At 34.7% G+C, this 19,350-nt stretch carries 20 protein-coding genes and 1 other annotated feature; of the genes, 9 read left to right on the top strand and 11 right to left on the bottom strand.

Translation table 11 applies throughout. The annotated features are described in order from the left end of the window. Positions 1-20: 20 nt before the first annotated feature. From AC4BC5_RS03265 to AC4BC5_RS03255, 3 genes are all read right to left on the bottom strand, one after another. Positions 21-176: a hypothetical protein gene (locus AC4BC5_RS03265; protein ID WP_490497493.1), complete on the bottom strand. Its 156-nt coding sequence runs from the start codon at positions 174-176 to the stop codon at positions 21-23. Between the two features lie 40 nt (positions 177-216). Then, a complete protein-coding gene (locus AC4BC5_RS03260; protein ID WP_490497492.1) occupies positions 217-573 on the bottom strand; it encodes a conjugal transfer protein in 357 nt (118 codons plus the stop codon). Between the two features lie 309 nt (positions 574-882). Beyond that, the gene (locus AC4BC5_RS03255) at positions 883-1,008 is read right to left on the bottom strand and encodes a hypothetical protein (RefSeq protein ID WP_490496744.1); all 126 of its coding nucleotides are present in this window, start codon (positions 1,006-1,008) and stop codon (positions 883-885) included. 111 nt (positions 1,009-1,119) lie between these two features. Between AC4BC5_RS03255 and AC4BC5_RS03250 the strand changes: the two genes are divergently transcribed. Further along, positions 1,120-2,118: a YeiH family protein gene (locus AC4BC5_RS03250; RefSeq protein ID WP_490496743.1), complete on the top strand. Its 999-nt coding sequence runs from the start codon at positions 1,120-1,122 to the stop codon at positions 2,116-2,118. A 176-nt stretch (positions 2,119-2,294) separates the two neighbouring features. Here AC4BC5_RS03250 and AC4BC5_RS03245 read toward each other — a convergent pair whose 3' ends face one another. The 5 genes from AC4BC5_RS03245 to AC4BC5_RS03225 all read right to left on the bottom strand — a co-directional run bounded on the left by AC4BC5_RS03245 (position 2,295) and on the right by AC4BC5_RS03225 (position 6,292). Further along, positions 2,295-2,909: a hypothetical protein gene (locus AC4BC5_RS03245; protein WP_490496742.1), complete on the bottom strand. Its 615-nt coding sequence runs from the start codon at positions 2,907-2,909 to the stop codon at positions 2,295-2,297. Positions 2,910-3,015: 106 nt separating this feature from the next. Beyond that, positions 3,016-3,978 carry an ATP-dependent 6-phosphofructokinase gene (locus tag AC4BC5_RS03240; protein WP_490496741.1) on the bottom strand — a complete coding sequence of 321 codons (963 nt, stop codon included), beginning with the start codon at positions 3,976-3,978 and terminating at the stop codon, positions 3,016-3,018. A 468-nt stretch (positions 3,979-4,446) separates the two neighbouring features. After that, entirely contained in the window at positions 4,447-4,992 is a 546-nt protein-coding gene (locus AC4BC5_RS03235; RefSeq protein WP_490496740.1) for a TIGR01440 family protein, read from the bottom strand. After that, complete coding sequence (locus AC4BC5_RS03230; protein ID WP_490496739.1) at positions 4,992-5,495, bottom strand: ECF transporter S component; 504 nt, start codon at positions 5,493-5,495, stop codon at positions 4,992-4,994. Before AC4BC5_RS03230 ends, AC4BC5_RS03235 begins: the two co-directional genes overlap by 1 nt. Next, the gene (locus tag AC4BC5_RS03225; RefSeq protein ID WP_490496738.1) at positions 5,492-6,292 is read right to left on the bottom strand and encodes a hydroxymethylpyrimidine/phosphomethylpyrimidine kinase; all 801 of its coding nucleotides are present in this window, start codon (positions 6,290-6,292) and stop codon (positions 5,492-5,494) included. Before AC4BC5_RS03225 ends, AC4BC5_RS03230 begins: the two co-directional genes overlap by 4 nt. Before the next feature lie 215 nt (positions 6,293-6,507). Between AC4BC5_RS03225 and AC4BC5_RS03220 the strand changes: the two genes are divergently transcribed. Continuing rightward, positions 6,508-7,530 (top strand): DUF1002 domain-containing protein, encoded by a 1,023-nt coding sequence (locus AC4BC5_RS03220; protein WP_490496737.1) that lies wholly within the window; start codon positions 6,508-6,510, stop codon positions 7,528-7,530. A 95-nt stretch (positions 7,531-7,625) separates the two neighbouring features. Beyond that, positions 7,626-8,240, top strand: coding sequence for a histidine phosphatase family protein (locus AC4BC5_RS03215; RefSeq protein ID WP_490496736.1), 615 nt, complete (start codon positions 7,626-7,628; stop codon positions 8,238-8,240). A gap of 228 nt (positions 8,241-8,468) precedes the next feature. Here AC4BC5_RS03215 and AC4BC5_RS03210 read toward each other — a convergent pair whose 3' ends face one another. After that, positions 8,469-9,137, bottom strand: a complete 669-nt coding sequence (locus AC4BC5_RS03210) for a WxL domain-containing protein (RefSeq protein ID WP_490496735.1) — start codon at positions 9,135-9,137, stop codon at positions 8,469-8,471. Continuing rightward, entirely contained in the window at positions 9,127-10,137 is a 1,011-nt protein-coding gene (locus AC4BC5_RS03205) for a WxLIP family cell surface protein (protein ID WP_490496734.1), read from the bottom strand. The genes AC4BC5_RS03210 and AC4BC5_RS03205 overlap by 11 nt, the downstream gene beginning before the upstream one ends. Before the next feature lie 269 nt (positions 10,138-10,406). Here AC4BC5_RS03205 and AC4BC5_RS03200 point away from each other — a divergent pair, with 269 nt between their 5' ends. From AC4BC5_RS03200 to AC4BC5_RS03190, 3 genes are all read left to right on the top strand, one after another. Continuing rightward, the gene (locus tag AC4BC5_RS03200) at positions 10,407-13,217 is read left to right on the top strand and encodes a pectate lyase-like adhesive domain-containing protein (protein WP_490496733.1); all 2,811 of its coding nucleotides are present in this window, start codon (positions 10,407-10,409) and stop codon (positions 13,215-13,217) included. 108 nt (positions 13,218-13,325) lie between these two features. Further along, complete coding sequence (locus AC4BC5_RS03195; protein ID WP_490496732.1) at positions 13,326-14,786, top strand: AcpB/EbpR/MafR family transcriptional regulator; 1,461 nt, start codon at positions 13,326-13,328, stop codon at positions 14,784-14,786. Between the two features lie 77 nt (positions 14,787-14,863). Beyond that, positions 14,864-15,092, top strand: a binding site (T-box leader). Between the two features lie 59 nt (positions 15,093-15,151). Continuing rightward, positions 15,152-16,246 carry an aminotransferase class I/II-fold pyridoxal phosphate-dependent enzyme gene (locus AC4BC5_RS03190; protein ID WP_490496731.1) on the top strand — a complete coding sequence of 365 codons (1,095 nt, stop codon included), beginning with the start codon at positions 15,152-15,154 and terminating at the stop codon, positions 16,244-16,246. A 45-nt stretch (positions 16,247-16,291) separates the two neighbouring features. On the opposite strand, the gene paiA is transcribed toward AC4BC5_RS03190, so the two are convergent. Continuing rightward, positions 16,292-16,810: a spermidine/spermine N(1)-acetyltransferase gene (gene paiA / locus AC4BC5_RS03185; RefSeq protein ID WP_490496730.1), complete on the bottom strand. Its 519-nt coding sequence runs from the start codon at positions 16,808-16,810 to the stop codon at positions 16,292-16,294. 260 nt (positions 16,811-17,070) lie between these two features. On the opposite strand from paiA, the gene AC4BC5_RS03180 reads away from it, so the two are divergent. From AC4BC5_RS03180 to yycF, 3 genes are all read left to right on the top strand, one after another. Further along, the gene (locus tag AC4BC5_RS03180) at positions 17,071-17,631 is read left to right on the top strand and encodes a DUF1836 domain-containing protein (RefSeq protein WP_490496729.1); all 561 of its coding nucleotides are present in this window, start codon (positions 17,071-17,073) and stop codon (positions 17,629-17,631) included. After that, a complete protein-coding gene (locus tag AC4BC5_RS03175; protein ID WP_490496728.1) occupies positions 17,624-18,478 on the top strand; it encodes a DegV family protein in 855 nt (284 codons plus the stop codon). Before AC4BC5_RS03180 ends, AC4BC5_RS03175 begins: the two co-directional genes overlap by 8 nt. Positions 18,479-18,639: 161 nt before the next feature. Continuing rightward, positions 18,640-19,344, top strand: a complete 705-nt coding sequence (yycF, locus tag AC4BC5_RS03170; RefSeq protein WP_016174435.1) for a response regulator YycF — start codon at positions 18,640-18,642, stop codon at positions 19,342-19,344. Positions 19,345-19,350 lie beyond the last annotated feature (6 nt).

The raw sequence follows: 19,350 nt of genomic DNA, 5'->3' as shown, positions 1-19,350 counted from the left end.
TCTGCTGTCTCCAACACTAGTTAATATTGAAAGCCAATTTCACTTCTAGTTTCACTATCCAAGTACCTTACCGTTACTTTTACAATATATTGTTGTTCTTTCTTTTGAATTGAAGGGTAGATCAATTCCGAGGAAATCAGTTCTTTGTTAATCATTGGTAAGGTATTTTCTTGCATGTAATAAGTTAATTCGCTACTACTTGCAGTAAGACATAGTTTAAAGAAGGTTTCCAAAAAAAGAGATTATTTCTTGTTGAACTTCTTCTTCAATACTGTTGTCGTTTTCAAAAAATTCTGGTTGAAAATCAGACGTTTGAGGAGTGGTCCAAATAGTCGGATTGGTGGTAATAACTAAATCATCTGCTTCATCTTGATGAACAGTGATACGGTACGATGATACGCTGTACTTATTTTCTTTGTCTTCTGTAATCTGTTGAGTAACCGAGTAGATTACTTCAAAGTTCTGTTTATCTATGGTTTCGATTCGCCAAATTTTACAATCACTGACAGAATAATTCGTTGGAATATCGGTTCGAATCATATCTACATTTAATTCTTGTAATTCAGAAGTCAGGTAACGATAGATTCGCTCAGGTCGTTGTTCAATGGCTTTTTTGTTATTTTACCAAGAATAATATTCTTGAATAAAATTAAGAGTAAAACTCTCAACGGCAGGGGTATCAATAAGCACTTGTTCAATTATTTTTGTCTCATGAATCGTGTGTCTCAATGGCAGTAAAGTTTTTATAAAGCTCGAAACTAAAGCTACCAATCAATAACAGCCAAAAAAAGGACACTCTTTTTGTGAGTGCCTAAGTGGATGGTTTTGACTTTCTTTTGTTTGGATGTTTTTCTTTTTTAGGTTTGCGTTCAATATGAATTTTCATGAATAGCCTTCATTTCTTGCTGTTTTATTCGTCCAGAACCAATTAAATATTGTTGCCAATAGTTTTCGTTTAACCAGATATTTACAAACTGCTAAAAAAGTTTCAATACGAAAATCTAACATGATTTTCCCTCTTACAATAAATTTTTGTTATTATTATATAATATTATATAATTTTTCGTTATAAATAAAATGTGATAGGATAATTTCAAAGAAAACGAAAGGAAGAGAGAAATGATATTTGTTAAAAAGAACTATCAAGGAGTTCTATTGGCAGTTGTGATTGGATTACTAGCAACTGTTTTAGGAAAAAATTTTCCTTTAATCGGTGGACCAGTTTTTGGAATTTTATTAGGAATGTTGATTGCACTTTTTCCAAGAAATCCTGTATTCAGTGTAGGAATCAAGTTTACCTCAAAAAAAGTATTACAATACGCAATTATTCTATTAGGCTTTGGAATGAATTTATTCCAAATTGTTGAAGTGGGCAGCCAGTCCTTATTGATTATTCTTTCCACGATTGTGACTGCTTTGTCGATTTCTTATATTGTGAGTAAGGTACTAAAAATTCCCAGTGATGTTTCGACGTTGGTAGGTGTAGGATCATCAATTTGTGGTGGCTCTGCAATTGCTGCCACAGCACCAGTTATTAATGCAAAAGATGAAGATGTTGCAACATCCATTTCTGTTATTTTCTTGTTTAATATTTTAGCAGCGTTAATGTTTCCAACATTGGGGAGTTTTTTAGGGCTAAGCGATATTGGTTTTGGAATGTGGGCAGGAACTGCCATTAATGATACTTCCTCAGTTGTCGCAGCAGGACAATCATGGGCGAATAGTCATGGTAACGATGTTGCTCTACAGTATGCAACAATTGTGAAATTGACACGTACATTAGCTATTATTCCTATTACATTAGGCCTAGCAATTTACCGTTCAAAAAGAAGTAATGCAACAACTGTGAAAGTAAGAGAGACTTTTCCATGGTTTATTTTATACTTCTTATTGGCGGCAATCTTTAGTACTGTTATTAATTTGAATGAGTCTATAGTTGATGGAGTAACAAGTCTAGGGAAATTTTTTATAACGATGGCAATGTCGGCAATTGGGTTAAATACTAATGTTATGAAATTAATTAGATCGGGAGGGAAACCGATAGTTCTAGGATTTTGTTGTTGGGTGAGTATTATGTTAGTAAGTTTGCTCATGCAGAAAGTTTTAGGTATTTGGTAAAAAAAGGTCGATAATATAATAAAAAGGGATCTATGTCACAGGGGAAAACAAGACGGAAATATCCGAAACAATAGCATGATTACGCCAAATCAAGGTGAAATCATGCTATTGTTTCGGATATTTTACAGTCAATCAATGTATGTCACAGTCTCGTTTTACTATTTACTAGGTTTATGTCAGCGCTTATTTTTATAAGTTTCCTGAAAGAATTTCTCTGCTTTGCGAGCATCTGTTGTTTCAAGAAAAGAAATATTTTTTTCTCGAATAATTTGTTCTAGTTCTTTGAGAAAGGTTTCTGGTTTCTCAAAGTAGGAGATGTTGAGTCTCAGATAAGGATGCCCACCATAACTTTGAAAAAAAGATGAATAAGAAAGATTATTTGACGTTTGTTCTTGCGTTGATAAAATGTAAACGGTATCACTCGATTGGATAGGGGAATGCTCATTTGAAATATGCTCTGGGTTAGCACGTAAAACTGCTGATACTTGCTCCCAAGGAATCTTAATTTTACCATGACGAATTTTTTGATTATCCATTTCGATAAATGGTTGAATAGTTTGTAATGTTTCAATTTTTTTGCGCATGTTATCAGGAATAATCTTCAAGAAAACAAATAAGCCCCCTAATGCCATAAGAGCAAGGAACAAAGCAAAAATTTGATAGTCCAAAAAGAACAAAACAATTCCTATTGCTAATAAGACGGATTCTGAAAAAAAACCAATCAATTGGATGCGTTTAATAGTAGTTTCAAACTTGCGATCAAGCTGACGTTGGGCATGAAATGTTGACATGTTTTTCTCCTCCTTTATTCTACTGTAACAAAAAAGAGGATGAGCGTCACGATTGATGATTGATAAAAGACCATAGAAGTAATTATCATTCTATGGTCTTTGTTGTTTAATATGAGATGGATGCATTTAATGGAAGTAAGGATAAATCAATGAAATTTTTTTCGATATCCAGCGCATCTTGTAAAGAGACAAGGCTTAACTTGTTATGTTGAATACATAAACAACCGCCAAATTTTTCTTCTAAGAATAAATTGACAGCACTAGCTCCAGCCTTGCTTGCTAAGACACGATCAAAAGTGGATGGTGAGCCGCCACGAGGAACATGACCTAGCTCAACTTCACGAATATGTAAAACACCTTCGTCTTTTAATTTTGCTGTTAATTCAGGAGCAGACATCACGCCTTCTGCTAAAACGATTAAGCAGTGTTTCTTTTTGCGTTCAACACTTTGTTTAATCTTGTTTGCTATATGCTTAATATCAAGGGCTTGTTCAGGAATGAGGATGGATTCCGCACCGCCAGCAACACCTGACCATAAAGCTAAATCGCCTGAACGTAAACCTTTAACTTCAATTACAAATGTACGGACGTGGGAATTCGCAGTATCACGAATTTTGTCTAAGGCACTCATAACTGTATTGACAGCTGTATCAAACCCAATTGCACATTCTGTTCCAGGAATATCGTTCGCAATGGTAGCAGGAATACCAATCGTTGGGAAGCCTAAATTAGAAAGCGCAAGTGCTCCTTTATGGGACCCACAACCACCAATCACAATTAGACCATCAATATTTGCTTCTTTTAAGTTTGCAATTGCTTGTAATTGAACTTTTTCTTCAGCAAACTCAGGATAGCGTGAAGAATAAAGGATGGTACCCCCCATTGCAATGGAGGAATTCACTAATTCAGAATTTAAAGATGTAAAACTTTTGCATACTAAACCTAAAAATCCGTAATTCACGCCAACAACTTCAATATCATGATATGTCGATTTGTTTAAAACTGCTCGAATTGTTGCATTCATTCCTGGTGCATCGCCACCACTTGTTAAAATAGCAAGCCTTTTCATTTTCCCACCCCATTAAAGTTGATTTATACCTTCTATTATAGAATAAGGGATAGCCTGTTACAAAGCAATCGAAATTTGAAAAAAACCATCGATGAAAGTTCATTATATCAACAAAGAAAGCGATTACTGTAATTGTAAAAAAAGAGTAGAATAATTCAGGAATACTTAAAAAAGCTAAATGATAACTATTCTTTTATTTGTGTTAAATGCAACGCTCTAATAGCTCTTGAAAAGCAGTTGCTTTCTTTTTACGACATGTTTTACAAATCTAAGTGGGAACAATAAAACGGGCCTGTGACATAAGGAAAGACAAGACGAAAATATCCAAACAAAATAGAATGATTACGCCAAATCAAGACGAAATGAAATTGCGACAAGGAGCAAGCTTCTATTGTTTGGATATTTTACGGTTAATCTGTTTATGTTACAGTCCCTTTTTCAGTATCTTGGAATAAGTCTGCCCTCTTTTTATTCGGGATAGTTAGCTCTTGGTCCACCGATATATTTTGGTCGAGAACGTAAAGCTGTCACATGTGCGGCACCTAATTCTTTTTTTGTTGGTCTGACAGGTACTTGAACATGTTTAACATGCATACCAATTGATGTGTCACCAATATCAATTCCTGCTTGTGCAATGATTGCTTCGACTTCTACAGGATCACTGAAAAATTTAAAGGCTGCTACTGAACAAGCACCACCCGCATGAAGACTTGGTAAAACTGTTACAATATCTAATTCTTTTTTCTCAGCAAGAGAACGTTCGACTACAAGGGCACGATTTAAGTGTTCACAACCTTGTACAGCTAAGTAAATACCTTTTGAGTCTAGCATTTGTTTTAATGTCGAGATAATCCATTCTCCAATTTCTTTACTAGGATTTTTACCAATCACACCACCAGTAATTTCACTTGTACTACAGCCTAAGACAAAAATATCACCGGCTTTTAAATTTGCTTGAGTCAATACTTCGTCTGTTATTTGCGTTAAATCTTGAATTAGAGTTTCTTTTTCCATTATTTAGGTCCTTCTTTCATTAAAGGGAAATTTATTTTTCGCAATGCGACAATAAGCATTAGCGTAAGGGAGCCGCCAAAAACGTTTTGAACGATATTACCAATAATTGATGCTACACCTGCAGGCCATGTATAAAGCAAAGCAGTTGCTAGGGCATAACCGATGACCATAAAGAAGCTAGCAATAGATAATCCAGTGATATTTTTGTATTTCCAAGTTTTTTGAAAAAAATAACCAGCTATACTTCCTTGAATACCGTGAATCAAAACGGAAAAAAGAATCCATTGTGGATAACCAGATAATAAATCAATCAGCCCACCACTTAGTGCACCGACCCAAAAACCACCAATTGGTCCAAATAAAAAAGCAGCAGTGTAAATACCTACCTCACATAAGGTAACAAAACCATTAGTCGCAGGAACTGGGAAAATAAAAAGTAAGGATAGTGTGACGGTTAAAGCTGTAATCATTGCAAGTTGTACGAGATTTTTTTGTAAATTCATTGAGTAAAACTCCCTTCAATATTTCCGTGCCATACGTTGCCAGCATCGTGAATGGTAAGACCGTGTTCAATAGCTTCAAAAACAAAGCGTTTGCTTTTTTCAATACTTTCAATCAAAGGTGTTCCTTGCGCAAGTTGTGCGCAGATAGCCGCAGAAAAACAACAACCTGCACCATGAATGGTGGTTTTATGTGAAACTGGACCTTGGAAAAAATGACTATTCGTGCCATCCGTATAATAGTCAATAGCACGATCTGTTAGAATATGCGGGCCACCTTTTAATACAAGCGCTGTTTTCATCTGTCTAATGAATTGGTGACTCGTTGTTTCCATATCTGAAAGTGAACGGATATCAGAACTTTCTATCAATCTCTGCATTTCTTTTAAATTAGGTGTTACCAGATCAACAAATTGGACTAGTTCCCGAATTTTTTGAAGATACTCTTGTTGTAATTGTTGCTCTGTCTCTTTAAATGCTAAGACAGGGTCTAAGATAATTGGGAATTTTCCCTGATTTCTTTGACAAAAATCAATTATCAATTCTACAATTTCAACGCTGGCTAATAAACCAATTTTTACGCCATCAAGTTGAAAAGATTGTTCAATCGTATGTAATTGTTCTTGAATAAGAGAAACGGGAAGAGGGCGAATGACAAAGTCGTCATTTTCTGCTACAGCAACACAAGTAAGTACAGATAGTCCAAATAGATGTAAATTTTCAAAAGTTTTTAGATCAGTTTGAATACCGCCGCCCCCCCATGTATCAGAACCACCAATTGTTAAGGTTATTTTTGTCATTTCGTCACATCCTTTTTTGCTTATTATAAAAGCTAAAATAAAAAATGAAAACAACCAATTGGCTAGTTTTTAACCCATCCAATTTACTAATTTTTAGTTAAAGTTCATCAATTTTTTGTTAAGTTTCGTAGAAAAAGCCAGTTGTTTTTGAATTCTACTAGTTTTATCGCTACAATACTTAACAAGTAGATTTATATTTAAAGGAGAATAATTTGATGAAATTAAAAAAAATCATTACTAATACAGTTTTGTGTACAACCGTTTTTCAAGCAGGATTAATGGTCACCAGTGTAGGTGTCTTAGCTGATACTGACGAGCAAATACAAAAGGTCAAAGATGAAGGTTGGGATGTTCCAAGCGTGGCCTTGGGAAATGGCTTAACTGAACAAGAAAAAACACAAACTCTTGAAAAGCTAAAGGTACAAGAAAAGGAAGCGTACAATACGTTTGTAGTTAATGGCGATGATTTAGTCAAATATGTGACAGACATTGATTCATTCACTTCTGATTCAAAAGCATATTCAAGTGCATATCTGGTACGCACAAAAGACGGTTCAGGCGTAGATGTGACAATTGAAACGCCTGAAAATATTACTTCACGTACAGAAGCTAATTATCGTAATGCAGCGATTACCAGTGGTGTGTACGATGCGGATATTCGCATTGCTTCAGTTCGAGTAATGGACGGAAGTGGTGCCTTAGCAGGAATTTATAAGATTTATGATGAAGTAGATCCTGCTGCAGATGAGCAAGAAGCACAAGAGCGTGCAAAAAACCGAGAAGTTGCGCAAGAAGAGAGTGCGGTTGTTTCGGAAATTACTAAAGAAAACCAAGAGAATACGAACTTCTCAGATGATAATTTAGCTGTTGCTTTAGCTGAAATCAAATTAGAATTACAAAAAATCAAAGAGGAACTAGCAAAAATGAACGAGGACCAAGGTCGAGAAAAAGTTCAACAGATTGTAATAGAACAGTTAAATATTCAAGGGCTAGGGGATACATTATCTTCTGAGCAAGTGACTTCTTTATCCAACACAATGTATAATTTCTCGCAAGCACCTGTTATTAATAACGAACAAATTACGGAACAGTTAACAACTTTAAAAGACGACTTAATGACAAACGGTAAGGACTTCATCAATAACGCTAAAGAAAAACTAAATAGTGAAGAAACAAAAGGTTTTTTTGCGAATCTTTGGTCAACAATTAAATCATTCTTTGAAGGCTGGTTTAACTAATAATGATTAGGAGTAATTTACAAAACATTTAATTAACGTTTTGTGGATTGCTCTTTTTTTACTTTTTGTCTTATAATAATTACGAGGAGGTAGTTATGACAAAACTATATTTTGTACGTCATGGTTTAACTGAAAATAATGCATGCCACGCATTTAATGGAAGTTATTCAAATCATGGATTATTACCAGAAGGACAGAAGCAAGCAAGTGAATTAGGAAGATTTTTACAAGATGTTCATTTTGAAAAGACTTACGTTAGTCCACAAAAACGTGCAGTAGAAACAGCACAATTTATTTTAAAGGAAAATCAATTGTCAACGGATAATTTAATTAAAGAGGAAAAACTAAAAGAAATTAATTTTGGGCATTGGGATGGGGTGTCGATTGATTCTAAAGAGGGTCATCCGCAACTGCATAATTTGCGTTATCATCCTGAGCAGTATGACCCGACTGAATTTCTGGGTGAATCCTATCCTACACTAATTCAAAGAGGGAAATCCTTCATTCAGCAATTAGATTATACGAAAAATGTAAATTATTTGATTGTCAGTCATGGGGTAACATTAACAACATTGTTACAGACTTTAAAAGGAAAAGATATTACGCAGATTCGCGAAGCAGGGATGCTAGCTAATACAAGTTTAAGTATTCTAGAAACAGACAATGGGGATTGTTTTCAAGAAAAATGTTGGAACTATACCGTTTATTAAAAAGCTTTGAAGGCTTCTTTTTTATGGAAAAGAAATTTTAGTAGAAATCTATGTAACAGTAAACAGGTCTATGACATAAGTAGAGTGACCGTAAAATATCCAAACAATAGAAGATTGCGCCTTGGTTTGGCGTAATCATTCTATTTTGTTTGGATGTTTTTGTCTTGTTTTTTCTTATATCACAGGTTCGTTTTATTATGCCACGTACTCTTGAAATAGTTTATTTTCCTACTCTATTGGACCAGTAGTTAGTGTCCATGTAATAGTGGCATTATATGTTTTAGCTTTAGCAGTTCCTCCGTAAACGGTTAATACAGATGCACTTTTATCAAAATTATCTAACCACGTTCCTAAACCAGCATCTTTATTTGCCTTAAAAACTGTTTTTTGTGAACTACTTAAAGTAATATCTGCTGCAACAGGAGCTGTACTAGTATTTTGGCTATTCGTTATGACCGATTTATTGGTTAGTTTTAAGTTTGCACCAGCTAATACATCTGCATCGCTTGTTTTAATAGTTGAAATTGCTGCTTGAACTTCCCAACCAGCACCAGTACCACGTTTATCAGTTACTTGAATGCGAGGGTGTTCAGTTTTTGCAGCATAAGTTTGAGTCGTACTAGAGATTTTATTGCTACCAAAATCAAAATTTGATACATAGTCTAAACTTAATGGACCAGCAGAATTGGTACCTGAATTATCTGGATCACCTGGATCAGTTGGATCAGGAGGGGTCGGATTATCTGGATTTGTTGGGTCTACTGGATTTGTTGGAGAATTATCATCACCAGTGAAACTTACTGTCGCAGCAGATGTTTCTGCTGCAACAAATTGTGGGGCTGTTGTTAATAAGGCGAGACTCAAAAGAGCTCCTGTTAAAGGTAATTTATTTTTCATCGTTATATTTCTCCTTCTTTCTTCTGATATAAATGATAACTAGTAAAAGTAATAGAATGAAAACAACAATTGTTGCAAGTATCAACCAATAGATGGGGGTTCTCTTCGGCGCAACATTCTCTTTTTCAACCAACTGATAATCTTTTCCTGCTACTTCAAAATCTTTTTCCCATTCCCAGTGATAATCGCCAGCTACAGCGTTTCCTAAAAAATGGTATGTTCCAGGTGCTAATGTTCCTTTTAATAAGGGAACAATGAGATGGAACATCGAATTAGGCGCAACTTTTCCATATTTTGATTGATACGTTTCAATTATTTTACCATCTTTTGAAATGGTGGCATCAATAGCTAAATTATCAATCATCGTTGCAACTGGATTGCTAAGTTCAGCTTTAACAATCGGATGATTATTTTCTGTATCAAGTTTAATTTTTCCAAGTGTTAATTTTGGAGTGAGCTTTTTATCAGAGGTTTGTAGTTTTACAGCTATCGAATAAGCAAAATGATTGTAAAAGTTAATTGTTTGATTTTCTTGCTGCTGATTTTCAATTTGTTCATAGACATGAATTCCTCCTAAAATATAACCAGCAAATTTTTCTTTAGGATAAGTCAAATCGAAAGTGATATTTTTTTTCTCATTAGGAGCTAGTTCAATTATGCGTTGTTGTTGCTCTTTGGTGATGATTTGTGAAAACTTTGGGTCTGCTAGTAATTCATTCCCCGTGTAGCTATAAGCAATTGTGATCCCGTCACTAGTCGTGGCATCATTTGCCTCAACGACGATTTTTTTCTTTTGATGACTGGTGTTTTCGATTTCGATAGCTATCGTCTGTTTCTCTCCAGGTGTAATCTGTAAATCAAAATAAGTGTTATCTTTTGTTCTTTGGTTATCAGGTAAATTAACGGTAATAAGATAATCCATTTGTGCTTCTTCGCCAAATACGGGTAATGACTGACCAAAAATAAAACAGAAGATAAAGAATACTAGTATTTTTTTCACTCATTTCCTCCTTTCGCTAGTTAAGTAAATGAGGCCTCTTGTTGTAAAGATAACGAGAAAAATTTTTCACGTCAACGTAGGTATTCTTCAATAGTCCTTAGATTATTTGTTGTTTTTCTTGCTGTTGTAAGCTTTCTTTTTGTTTTTTTTCAATTATTTTTATTTTAGTTATCAAAAAGTGAAAAAAAGATATAAATTCATTCAGGGAAATTTCAGTAAAATGAAGGATAGATGAAATTAAATGATTGAATGAAAAGGAATGAGAAGAGATGAAAAGAAGCGCGTTTGTGTTATTGCTTTTATTAAGTTATTCAGGAATTATTTCGATATATGCAGATACTGATGAAGAAACTCTTGATTCAACCTTTCAAAGCACAGAAGAAACTATATCAGCTATAGAAATGACAGATACGACTATAGATGAAACTACTGAAATATCTTCTCAAGCAGCAGTGAGTTCAAGTGAAGATAGCGCTGAAGTAACGGAAGGGACAGTAGTAGAAACGAGTGAATCGAATACAGAAACTGAGATTTCTAGTGAAGATAAGCTTGCAGAAACCACACAATCAGAAACTACTTCCTCTGAACAAACATCTTCTAAATCAACTCAAGCAATGAGAAACGATGAAACCACTCGAACAGTTGAAAATTGGGCAGAATTTGAAGCAGCCGTAAGCGATATAACAGTGACAGAAATTTCTGTTACAAAAAATATTTATAATACTGATGATACTAATAGAAGTGGACATCAAAAAAATGTGACTATTCCATTGAGAAATTTAACGATTGATGGGAATAGTCATACCATTGACTTTCGTGGGACTGGGTATCGTAATTTAACAAATATTCCAGCAGGGCAATCGATAGATATTGTAATAAAAAACATGACTATTTATGGACAAAATTATTGGGGACCTTTTCGTTACAATGGCAATACGCAACAAAGCAATGGAAATTCCTACGGGGTGGGAACAATTTCTTATGAGAATATCACTTATACTGGCGCCCAGTTAACTTGTTCCCAAAACTATAACATTATTTTTTTAGGAACAGTTCGCAATTCTTCGGTCAATCAATATAACTCACCTGCGGATAATCAAATGTTTAATACATTAGACAATCAAGTCAATATTGAATCAAGTAACATTACAGTAGCAGATAATGCTGTTTATGAAGGTGTTACAGAAAATGCTGGAGTGTTAGAATTATATAATTCTGGGATGTTACGAGTAGGAAATAATGCAAAAATGTCGCTAACTTCTAATGGAACAGGCGGTGAAAATGGTAATTATGCCGTAGATTTGCGAGGATCTTTAGAAACAGGAGAAAATGCTGAAATTACGATTAATACGCGTGAATCTGGAAACCAAACAGCGTTATATGTTGCAAATGCAGGCAGTAAGGTAAATGTAACAAATGGAACTAAATTGGCTATTCATGTGAACGATAAAAGTCCAAGTTCCGACCGGAGTATCGTACAATTGGCTTCAAATACAACATTTACGGTTTCCTCAGACGCTATTTTTTCAATTGATGGAACTGCACGTCGGACAGGCTTATGGGCAACTTATTCCAATAGTGTGATTGGGGCTCAAGCATACAGCTCGTTTAAAATTGATGAACGCGGAACATTTACGGTGAATCTATCTGGAGATTCTAGAAATATCGCGGTTGTTTATGTAGAGGGGAATGGTACCTTTGATTTTAATAACGCTAAATTAGTTGATTTAAATACACAAAATATGACCGGTGCGATGACATTGGTTTCAATGAATCCAGGTGTTTTTACTTCTTCTATTCAAAAAGTCGAAGCGTGGAATAAGGGAAACAATACGAATGCTCCAGATAAAATATGGAATCCAGTATTTGACATGAGAGTTCCCTACACCGCTGGAAATGTGCAATCATCAGTGACAGCCTCTAGCTTGTCGCAAGCAGTCAGTCAAGACTTAATTACAAACTATCGTACTCAGAATTTTCAACGTGTTCGCTTTAGTTATATTCCAGACGTAGCAATTCAATTAAATGAACTTCAAGGAAATCCGAATGATCCTGCAAGTAAAGTTCTTCAAGGAACAACAAATCCACATGCAATGATTGTTTTTGAGGGAGAAAACTTACCCGAGCCGACACTGGCTTCACCAAATGAAACAAGTACACAAAAATATCACGTGCAAGCAGACGAAAAAGGTCAGTATACGTATGCCTTATCGAAAAGTTTAACACCAGGAAAAACAATTAAAGCGAAGGCATATTTGAATGGAAAAGAAGCAGAGACTTCTCAAAAGGTACCTGTATTACCTACGTTAGCAATGACTGCGACAATAACAAAAGCTGACAAAGAAGTTATGCAACTTCTTTGGGAAGACTCGGGTAATTTGGTATATACGATTGAAAATACTGGCACAAGTGCGTTTTACCCATCACAATTTACACCTGATATTCCAGATTCTTGGACAATTGATTCTTCAAAAATTAAGACAAATATAAATGATAAACAAATAGATAGTACAGCACTTGCATCAACCGTTTTACGCCAAAATGATCGCTTGACAATGTCAATTCCGGTAACTTTTAATAAAGTAGGAACATTTGATTATACAGGAACATTGAAAGGGACTAGTGATGCCAATCGAAAATATGCATTACCAGATACAACAATCCCTCAACAGTCATTTAAGGTGAAAAAACCAATGCTATCTTTATCTTCAGTGCCAAACCTTGATTTTGGGAGCAATCCTATTCAATCGAATGAAATGACGTTAACCACTATCAATGAACAAATAATTGAAGGTATTGATGAATATGTGAATAAACAAAAGTGGGAGCTTGTCGCAACTGTTTCACCACTTGTAGATGCGGATAATAAAGAATTACCTGCCTCGTTATTTTTTGATAATCAGAAAATAACATTTGGCGATGACCATATTATTTATACTAATGACACCCTTCATCAAGGAGCATTTAAATTACAATATGAGCCGCAAAAAGGATTTAAACTAAAAGTAGAAACGTCTAATTTGAAAAGTCAGTCTTCTTATACTGGAATGATTACCTGGACGTTAGTAGATGGTTTGTAAATCGTTATTAAATGTTAAAAAATTATTTTATATTTATTTATAAATTGTTTTTTATTAAATGAGATGATAAAGTTTCTACTTTAATTCACGAGGAATGAAGGGAAAATCATGAGAAAGTTTTTAGATAGCAATTCAAGAAGAAAAGTTGAAATTTTGATTATGTTGAACAAAGAAAATGGCGTGACATTTGACGTGTTAAGTCAGCGTTTAAATGTCTCACGACCAACGATTATTAGAGATTTAGAAGAAATTAAAGAGAAATTCGATGAATGGCAAGTAACAGAAGCAACTGTTTTAACAAGGAAAACAACGACTTATCTAGTAGCAAAAGAGAAATTTTCACTTCATCAAATTTTATTACATTATTTAAATGAAAGTTTGCAGTATCAAGCGTTGATTGAAATTTTCTATTCAGAATCGATTCATTTACGTAAATTTGCTGAGACGCACTTTGTATCTTACAATACACTTTATAAAAAATTATACAGCTTAAACGAAGTATTAGCCCAGTTTGATTTACGTTTTGTGACCAATAAGAAAGCGTCTATTTCTGGTGATGAACTCCAATTTCGCTTTTTTTATTCTGAATTTTTTTGGTATTCGTATAGCGGAACCGCTTGGCCTTTTTCAGAAATACATAAACGAGTATTAGAATATTTAATCAAACCAATCGAATATATTCGTGGAAGAAAACTGAGTTTGGTTGAAAAAGAAAAGGTATTATATGATCTAGCAATTATCATTACTCGTATCAAACAAGGTCATTTTGTTCCAATCACAATTTTAAAACATGAAATTTTAAAAGATAGCTGGCATTTTGGTTACTTAGTTAATCTTTTGTGTCCAGTATGTTCGTTATTTTTTCGTCATATAACTGAACAACAAATCAAAGCTGAGATTGCCTATGCTTACATTTTTATTTTTGCTCAGGAGTATCATTTAAAAGATAATAAAAATATTAGCGATATGCTTTTTTACTGTCAAACGCATGAATTAAAGGCAGCAGATATGACAAATCAATGGTTTCGTTTATTTTATCGAGAGTTTCCTGTGAAAATTTCAGCAAAAAACTATGGCTTGCTTTATACAAACCTCATTCATAAACATATCAAAGCACTTACTTTTCGAGGGGCGGGGGTATTAAGTGGTATTGATATTAGTGATTCAGTGTTTATTTTGCCCGAAATCGAACGACGAATTGAACATATTGTCGATCAGCTCACACAAGAAAATAAAATTTTACGTAAAAATCAAGCATTTCTCTTGGATAATTATTGCTTTCTGATTAGTCAGTACATTGAACAGGAACGAAAACCATTATCGATTTGTATTTTATCAGTATTTGGAGAGGAATGTTTGGAAGTGATTAAACGGCGAGCATTCCAAGGGATTGATATGGATGTGACTGTTACAGGAAGCATTACACCACAAACAGATTTAGTGATTATGGATCGAGAGTATGAACATGTAGAATTTGACCGAGAGAAGATTCTTTACTGGGAGAATATTCCGAGTAAAAAATCGATTTTTCGCGTTCATTATTTTATTAATGAACATTTCGGTTATTAATAAAAATGGAAAAGATTATTGACATTTTCTCATTATGAGCGCTATACTATCGTCATAATCTAATTTAATTCTCATATTTTAAAACATTGACGAGAAGAGTAACTTAAGGATTCAGTTAAGAGAACCCGGTTTGGTGAGAAAGGGGACTGAAGAGCGAAGTGAAGATGAGCTCTGAGTTTGTAAATAGTTCACGCTATTTATGCGGACGCGACCGTTATATCGCCGGATTTCAACAGGAATCGTCGAGGTATCATTTGTGAGAATGGTATAAATTAGGGTGGTAACGCGAATCTATTCGTCCCTTTGTAAAAAGCAATTGCTTTTTACAAAGGGATGTTTTTTTTTATTTATTAGGAGGGAAATAGATGACTGAAAAACAATTAGCAACAAATTTGGTTCAATTAGGAAATCGTACGGATTTACAAAACGGTTCAATTAGTGCCCCAATTTATTTATCAACAACTTATGCGCACCCTGGGTTAGGACAAAGCACAGGATATGATTATATCCGCACTAAAAATCCAACTCGCGACATTTTGGAAGAAGGTTTAGCCAAATTGGAATCTGGGGCCCAGGCAGTAGTAACTAGCTCAGGAATGAGTGCAATTCAACTAGTGTTTAATTATTTTTCAGCAGGCAGTAAATTTTTAGTTTCTAGAGATTTGTATGGGGGGAGTTTTCGTTACTTCGATGATATCGAAGCAAAAGGATTAGCGACATTTCAGTATTTTATTGATTTAGCAGATTTTAAAACAAAGATTACTCAAGAAATAGCTGGTGTTTTCTTAGAAACACCGACTAACCCCTTGATGAATGAAGTTTCTATTCGCGAAGTAGCAACTATTTCTAAAGAACATGAGGCACTTTTAATTGTTGACAATACATTTTTAACACCTTTACGCCAACGACCATTAGAAGAAGGTGCAGATGTGGTGATCCACTCAGGAACGAAATATTTATCAGGGCATAACGATATTTTAGCTGGTGTTGTCGTTGCAAAAGATCCAGTGTTGGGTGAGAAACTAGCTTGGTTAGCGAACACAACAGGACCAACATTGAGTGCTTTTGATAGCTGGTTATTCGTTCGGAGCTTAAAAACACTAGAAGTACGTTTTAATCAACAAGAAAAAAATGCCCAAGCGATTGTTGGCATGTTACAGAAGCACGCAGCAATTAAAGAGGTTTTATATGTGGGTCTCGGTGCTATGATTAGTATCCGTGTAACTGATGAAAATAAAATTGGTGACTTTTTACAATCTTTAGAAGTCTTTTCTTTTGCTGAAAGTTTAGGTGGCGTTGAAAGTCTAATTACGTATCCAACAACCCAAACACATGCCGATATTCCACAAGAAGTGCGTGAGTCATATGGACTAACCCCTGATTTATTAAGGATTTCGGTAGGAATTGAACATGTTGCTGATTTAATAGCGGATTTGGAAAAAGCTTTAGAAGTCTTTTAGTCAATCTTAAAGAGGACCTGTGATTGCAGGTCCTCTTTGTAGTGACTACTTTAATTGTTTCACCATAATAAAATCGGTTTGCTGATCATCGCCCATGAAGAATGAATGTTGTCCTTGTTGTACAAAGTCCATGGTTTGATAAAACGCACGCGCAGGCTGATTATGTTCCCAAACACCAAGCCAGATCATTTCTTTTCCTTGCGCCAATGCAATTTGAATTGCTTGATCAATGAGATAACGACCTAGTCCTTGACGTTTGTGAGTCGTACGAATATATAAACGTTCAATTTCTAATGCGTTATTTGCAATGGACTCTGTTTGTGCATCCTCTGTATTAATTTTTAAATACCCAGCAATCACATCATTTTTGTATAAAAAGAAAAAGGTAGAATGAGGCATTTGTAATTCGTCTGTTAATTTTTTATCAGTGTAAGCTTTATCTAGATAGGCTTTCATATTCTCAGGTGAGTTTTGTTTGGCAAAGGTATCATGAAAAGTCTCAAAACTGATTTCTTGTAACTTCTTTAGGTCTTCTAACGTGCATTTTTTCAATTGAATCGACATAATTTTCTCCTTTTTTCTTTTTATCATACGCAGATTTTTTTGAGGATGCAATATTCTTTTTTATCATAAATATTTTTCATTATAGCTTATTCATAGCTATTATTATTGTACATATCAATAAGCTTTTAACACTTTTCATTTTACACCTATGTCTGCCAAATCTCTGTTGGCAGATATTTTTTACTTTACCTAGTTCTTGAAACTAGATATAATAATCATATAAATTATATTTCCTGAATCTTAAAAAGAGGTGTGTTTTTTTGGAGGAGCTACAAGTAGATATTTGTGAATGGGGCGAATCGCTTATCAGTTTTCATTTGCCTCGATGGGATGAATTACCCGAATTAGATTTATATATGGATCAAGTAATTACCTTGGTGGACCGCTACTTATCACCAGTTATTCGGATTGATAAACATGCTTTGTTAACATCATCAATGGTCAACAACTATGTTAAAAAAGGGATGATTCCACCCCCAGAAAAAAAACGGTATACACGTCGCCATGTCGCATTTTTAATAGCCATTACGCTATTAAAACAGGTACTAACTATTCAAGAAATTAAAAATGGTATTTTATTTCAAGGAAAAGTAGTTGGGATTCGCAATGCATATAATCTTTTTTGCGAAGAACAAGAAAAAGCAGTTCAACGTGTTTGCTTACAAGCAATGGGAAAACTTGAACATGAGGAAGCTCAGAAAATTGCAGTAGAATATCTAGCAGTTAAAGCAGCAACTGCTTCATTTGCGAACAAATTACTTGCTGAAAAAGTAATTGAAATAGAAAGTCAATATTTAGAAAAAGGTGAAAACAATGACTAAAGAAAAAATTGCTTTATTAGTAGACTCGGGAACAGATGTCCCACAAGAAATAATTGATGCTTATGGAATATTTATGATCCCCCTTAAAATTATTTATAAGGAGCGTGCGTATACCGACAAAATTGATATTACACCTGAGCAAGTTTATGCGCGTTTAAAAGAAGAAGTTCCCACTACTTCTTTACCTGATGGGAAAGCAATTCAAGAAATTTTTGATGAAATCGCCGTTCAAGGATATCAAAAAGTAGTTGCTATCACCATTTCAAGTGGTTTAAGTGGTACGTATAATATTTTACGTTTATTAGGACAAGAGCAAGATATGGAAGTATTTGTCTTAGATACAAAAAATATTGGGATTGGTGCAGGCTTACAAGCTATTCACGCAGCAGAGTTAATCTCTCAAGGAATGGAATGGCAGGAATTGATTACGCAATTAGAGAAAAAAGTCAAAGAGTCCAGTGTTTATTTTAACGTGGCAACTTTAGAATACTTACAAAAAGGTGGACGGATCGGGTTGGTTACCTCGCTTATTGGAACCGCCTTAAAATTAAATCCGACTATTTCTTGTAATGAAGAAGGTGTTTATCATACAGTTGCGAAAACACGTGGACGTAAAAAAGGCTTAGAAAATATGGTAAAACTTGTTAAAGAATTTGTTGGTGATCGACCATCGTTTCGTCTAGCAATCGCTCAAGGAGATGCAATGGAGGAAGGTGAATGGCTATACGATTTAGTGAAGCAAACCTTTCCAAATGCAGAATCTATTTTGTTTGGTCCAATTTCACCAGCTCTAGTCGTGCACACAGGACCTGGTCTTTTGGGAATTGGTGTTCAACTATTAGATTGATACGAAGCAGGCTCAATTTTATGAGTCTGTTTTTTTATAAGAAAAACTTTAGAAAAAAATTAGCAAAAGGTGTTTTAATGAAACCATAAGCAAAATCATGTATAATAGACACGATAGTCAAGATGTGAGCGTATAATAAATAAGAACGAGGTGACTTTTTTGTGAAAAAAATATTAGTCGTAGATGATGAAAAACCGATTTCAGATATTGTAAAGTTTAATCTTACTAAAGAAGGTTACGAAGTATATACAGCGTATGATGGGGAAGAAGCACTTGAAAAAGTGAACGAAATCGAACCTGATTTAATTTTACTAGATTTAATGTTACCTAAAATGGATGGATTAGAAGTGGCACGTGAAGTTCGTAAAACCTATGATATGCCTATTATTATGGTAACTGCTAAAGATTCTGAAATTGATAAAGTGTTAGGTTTGGAATTAGGTGCTGATGATTATGTGACGAAGCCATTTTCAAATCGTGAGCTTGTGGCGCGTGTAAAGGCTAACTTACGTCGTGGCTCTTCTGCAGGAAAAGAAGTTGAGGAACCTGTCAATACAGAGCTATCAATTGGTGACTTAACCATCCATCCTGATGCTTATATGGTAACAAAATATGGATCAGCCATTGAATTAACACATCGTGAATTTGAACTATTGCATTATTTAGCCAAGCATATTGGTCAAGTAATGACTCGCGAACATCTATTACAAACAGTGTGGGGCTATGATTATTTTGGTGATGTACGCACAGTTGACGTAACAGTTCGTCGTTTGCGCGAAAAAATTGAAGACAATCCAAGTCATCCAAATTATTTGGTGACTCGTCGTGGCGTAGGTTACTACCTACGCAATCCGGAACAGGAGTAAAAATGT

Source organism: Enterococcus sp. AMC2644 (assembly GCF_058216475.1).
Note: the sequence above shows the minus strand (reverse complement) of the source record. Positions and strands in the feature narration are given on the sequence as shown.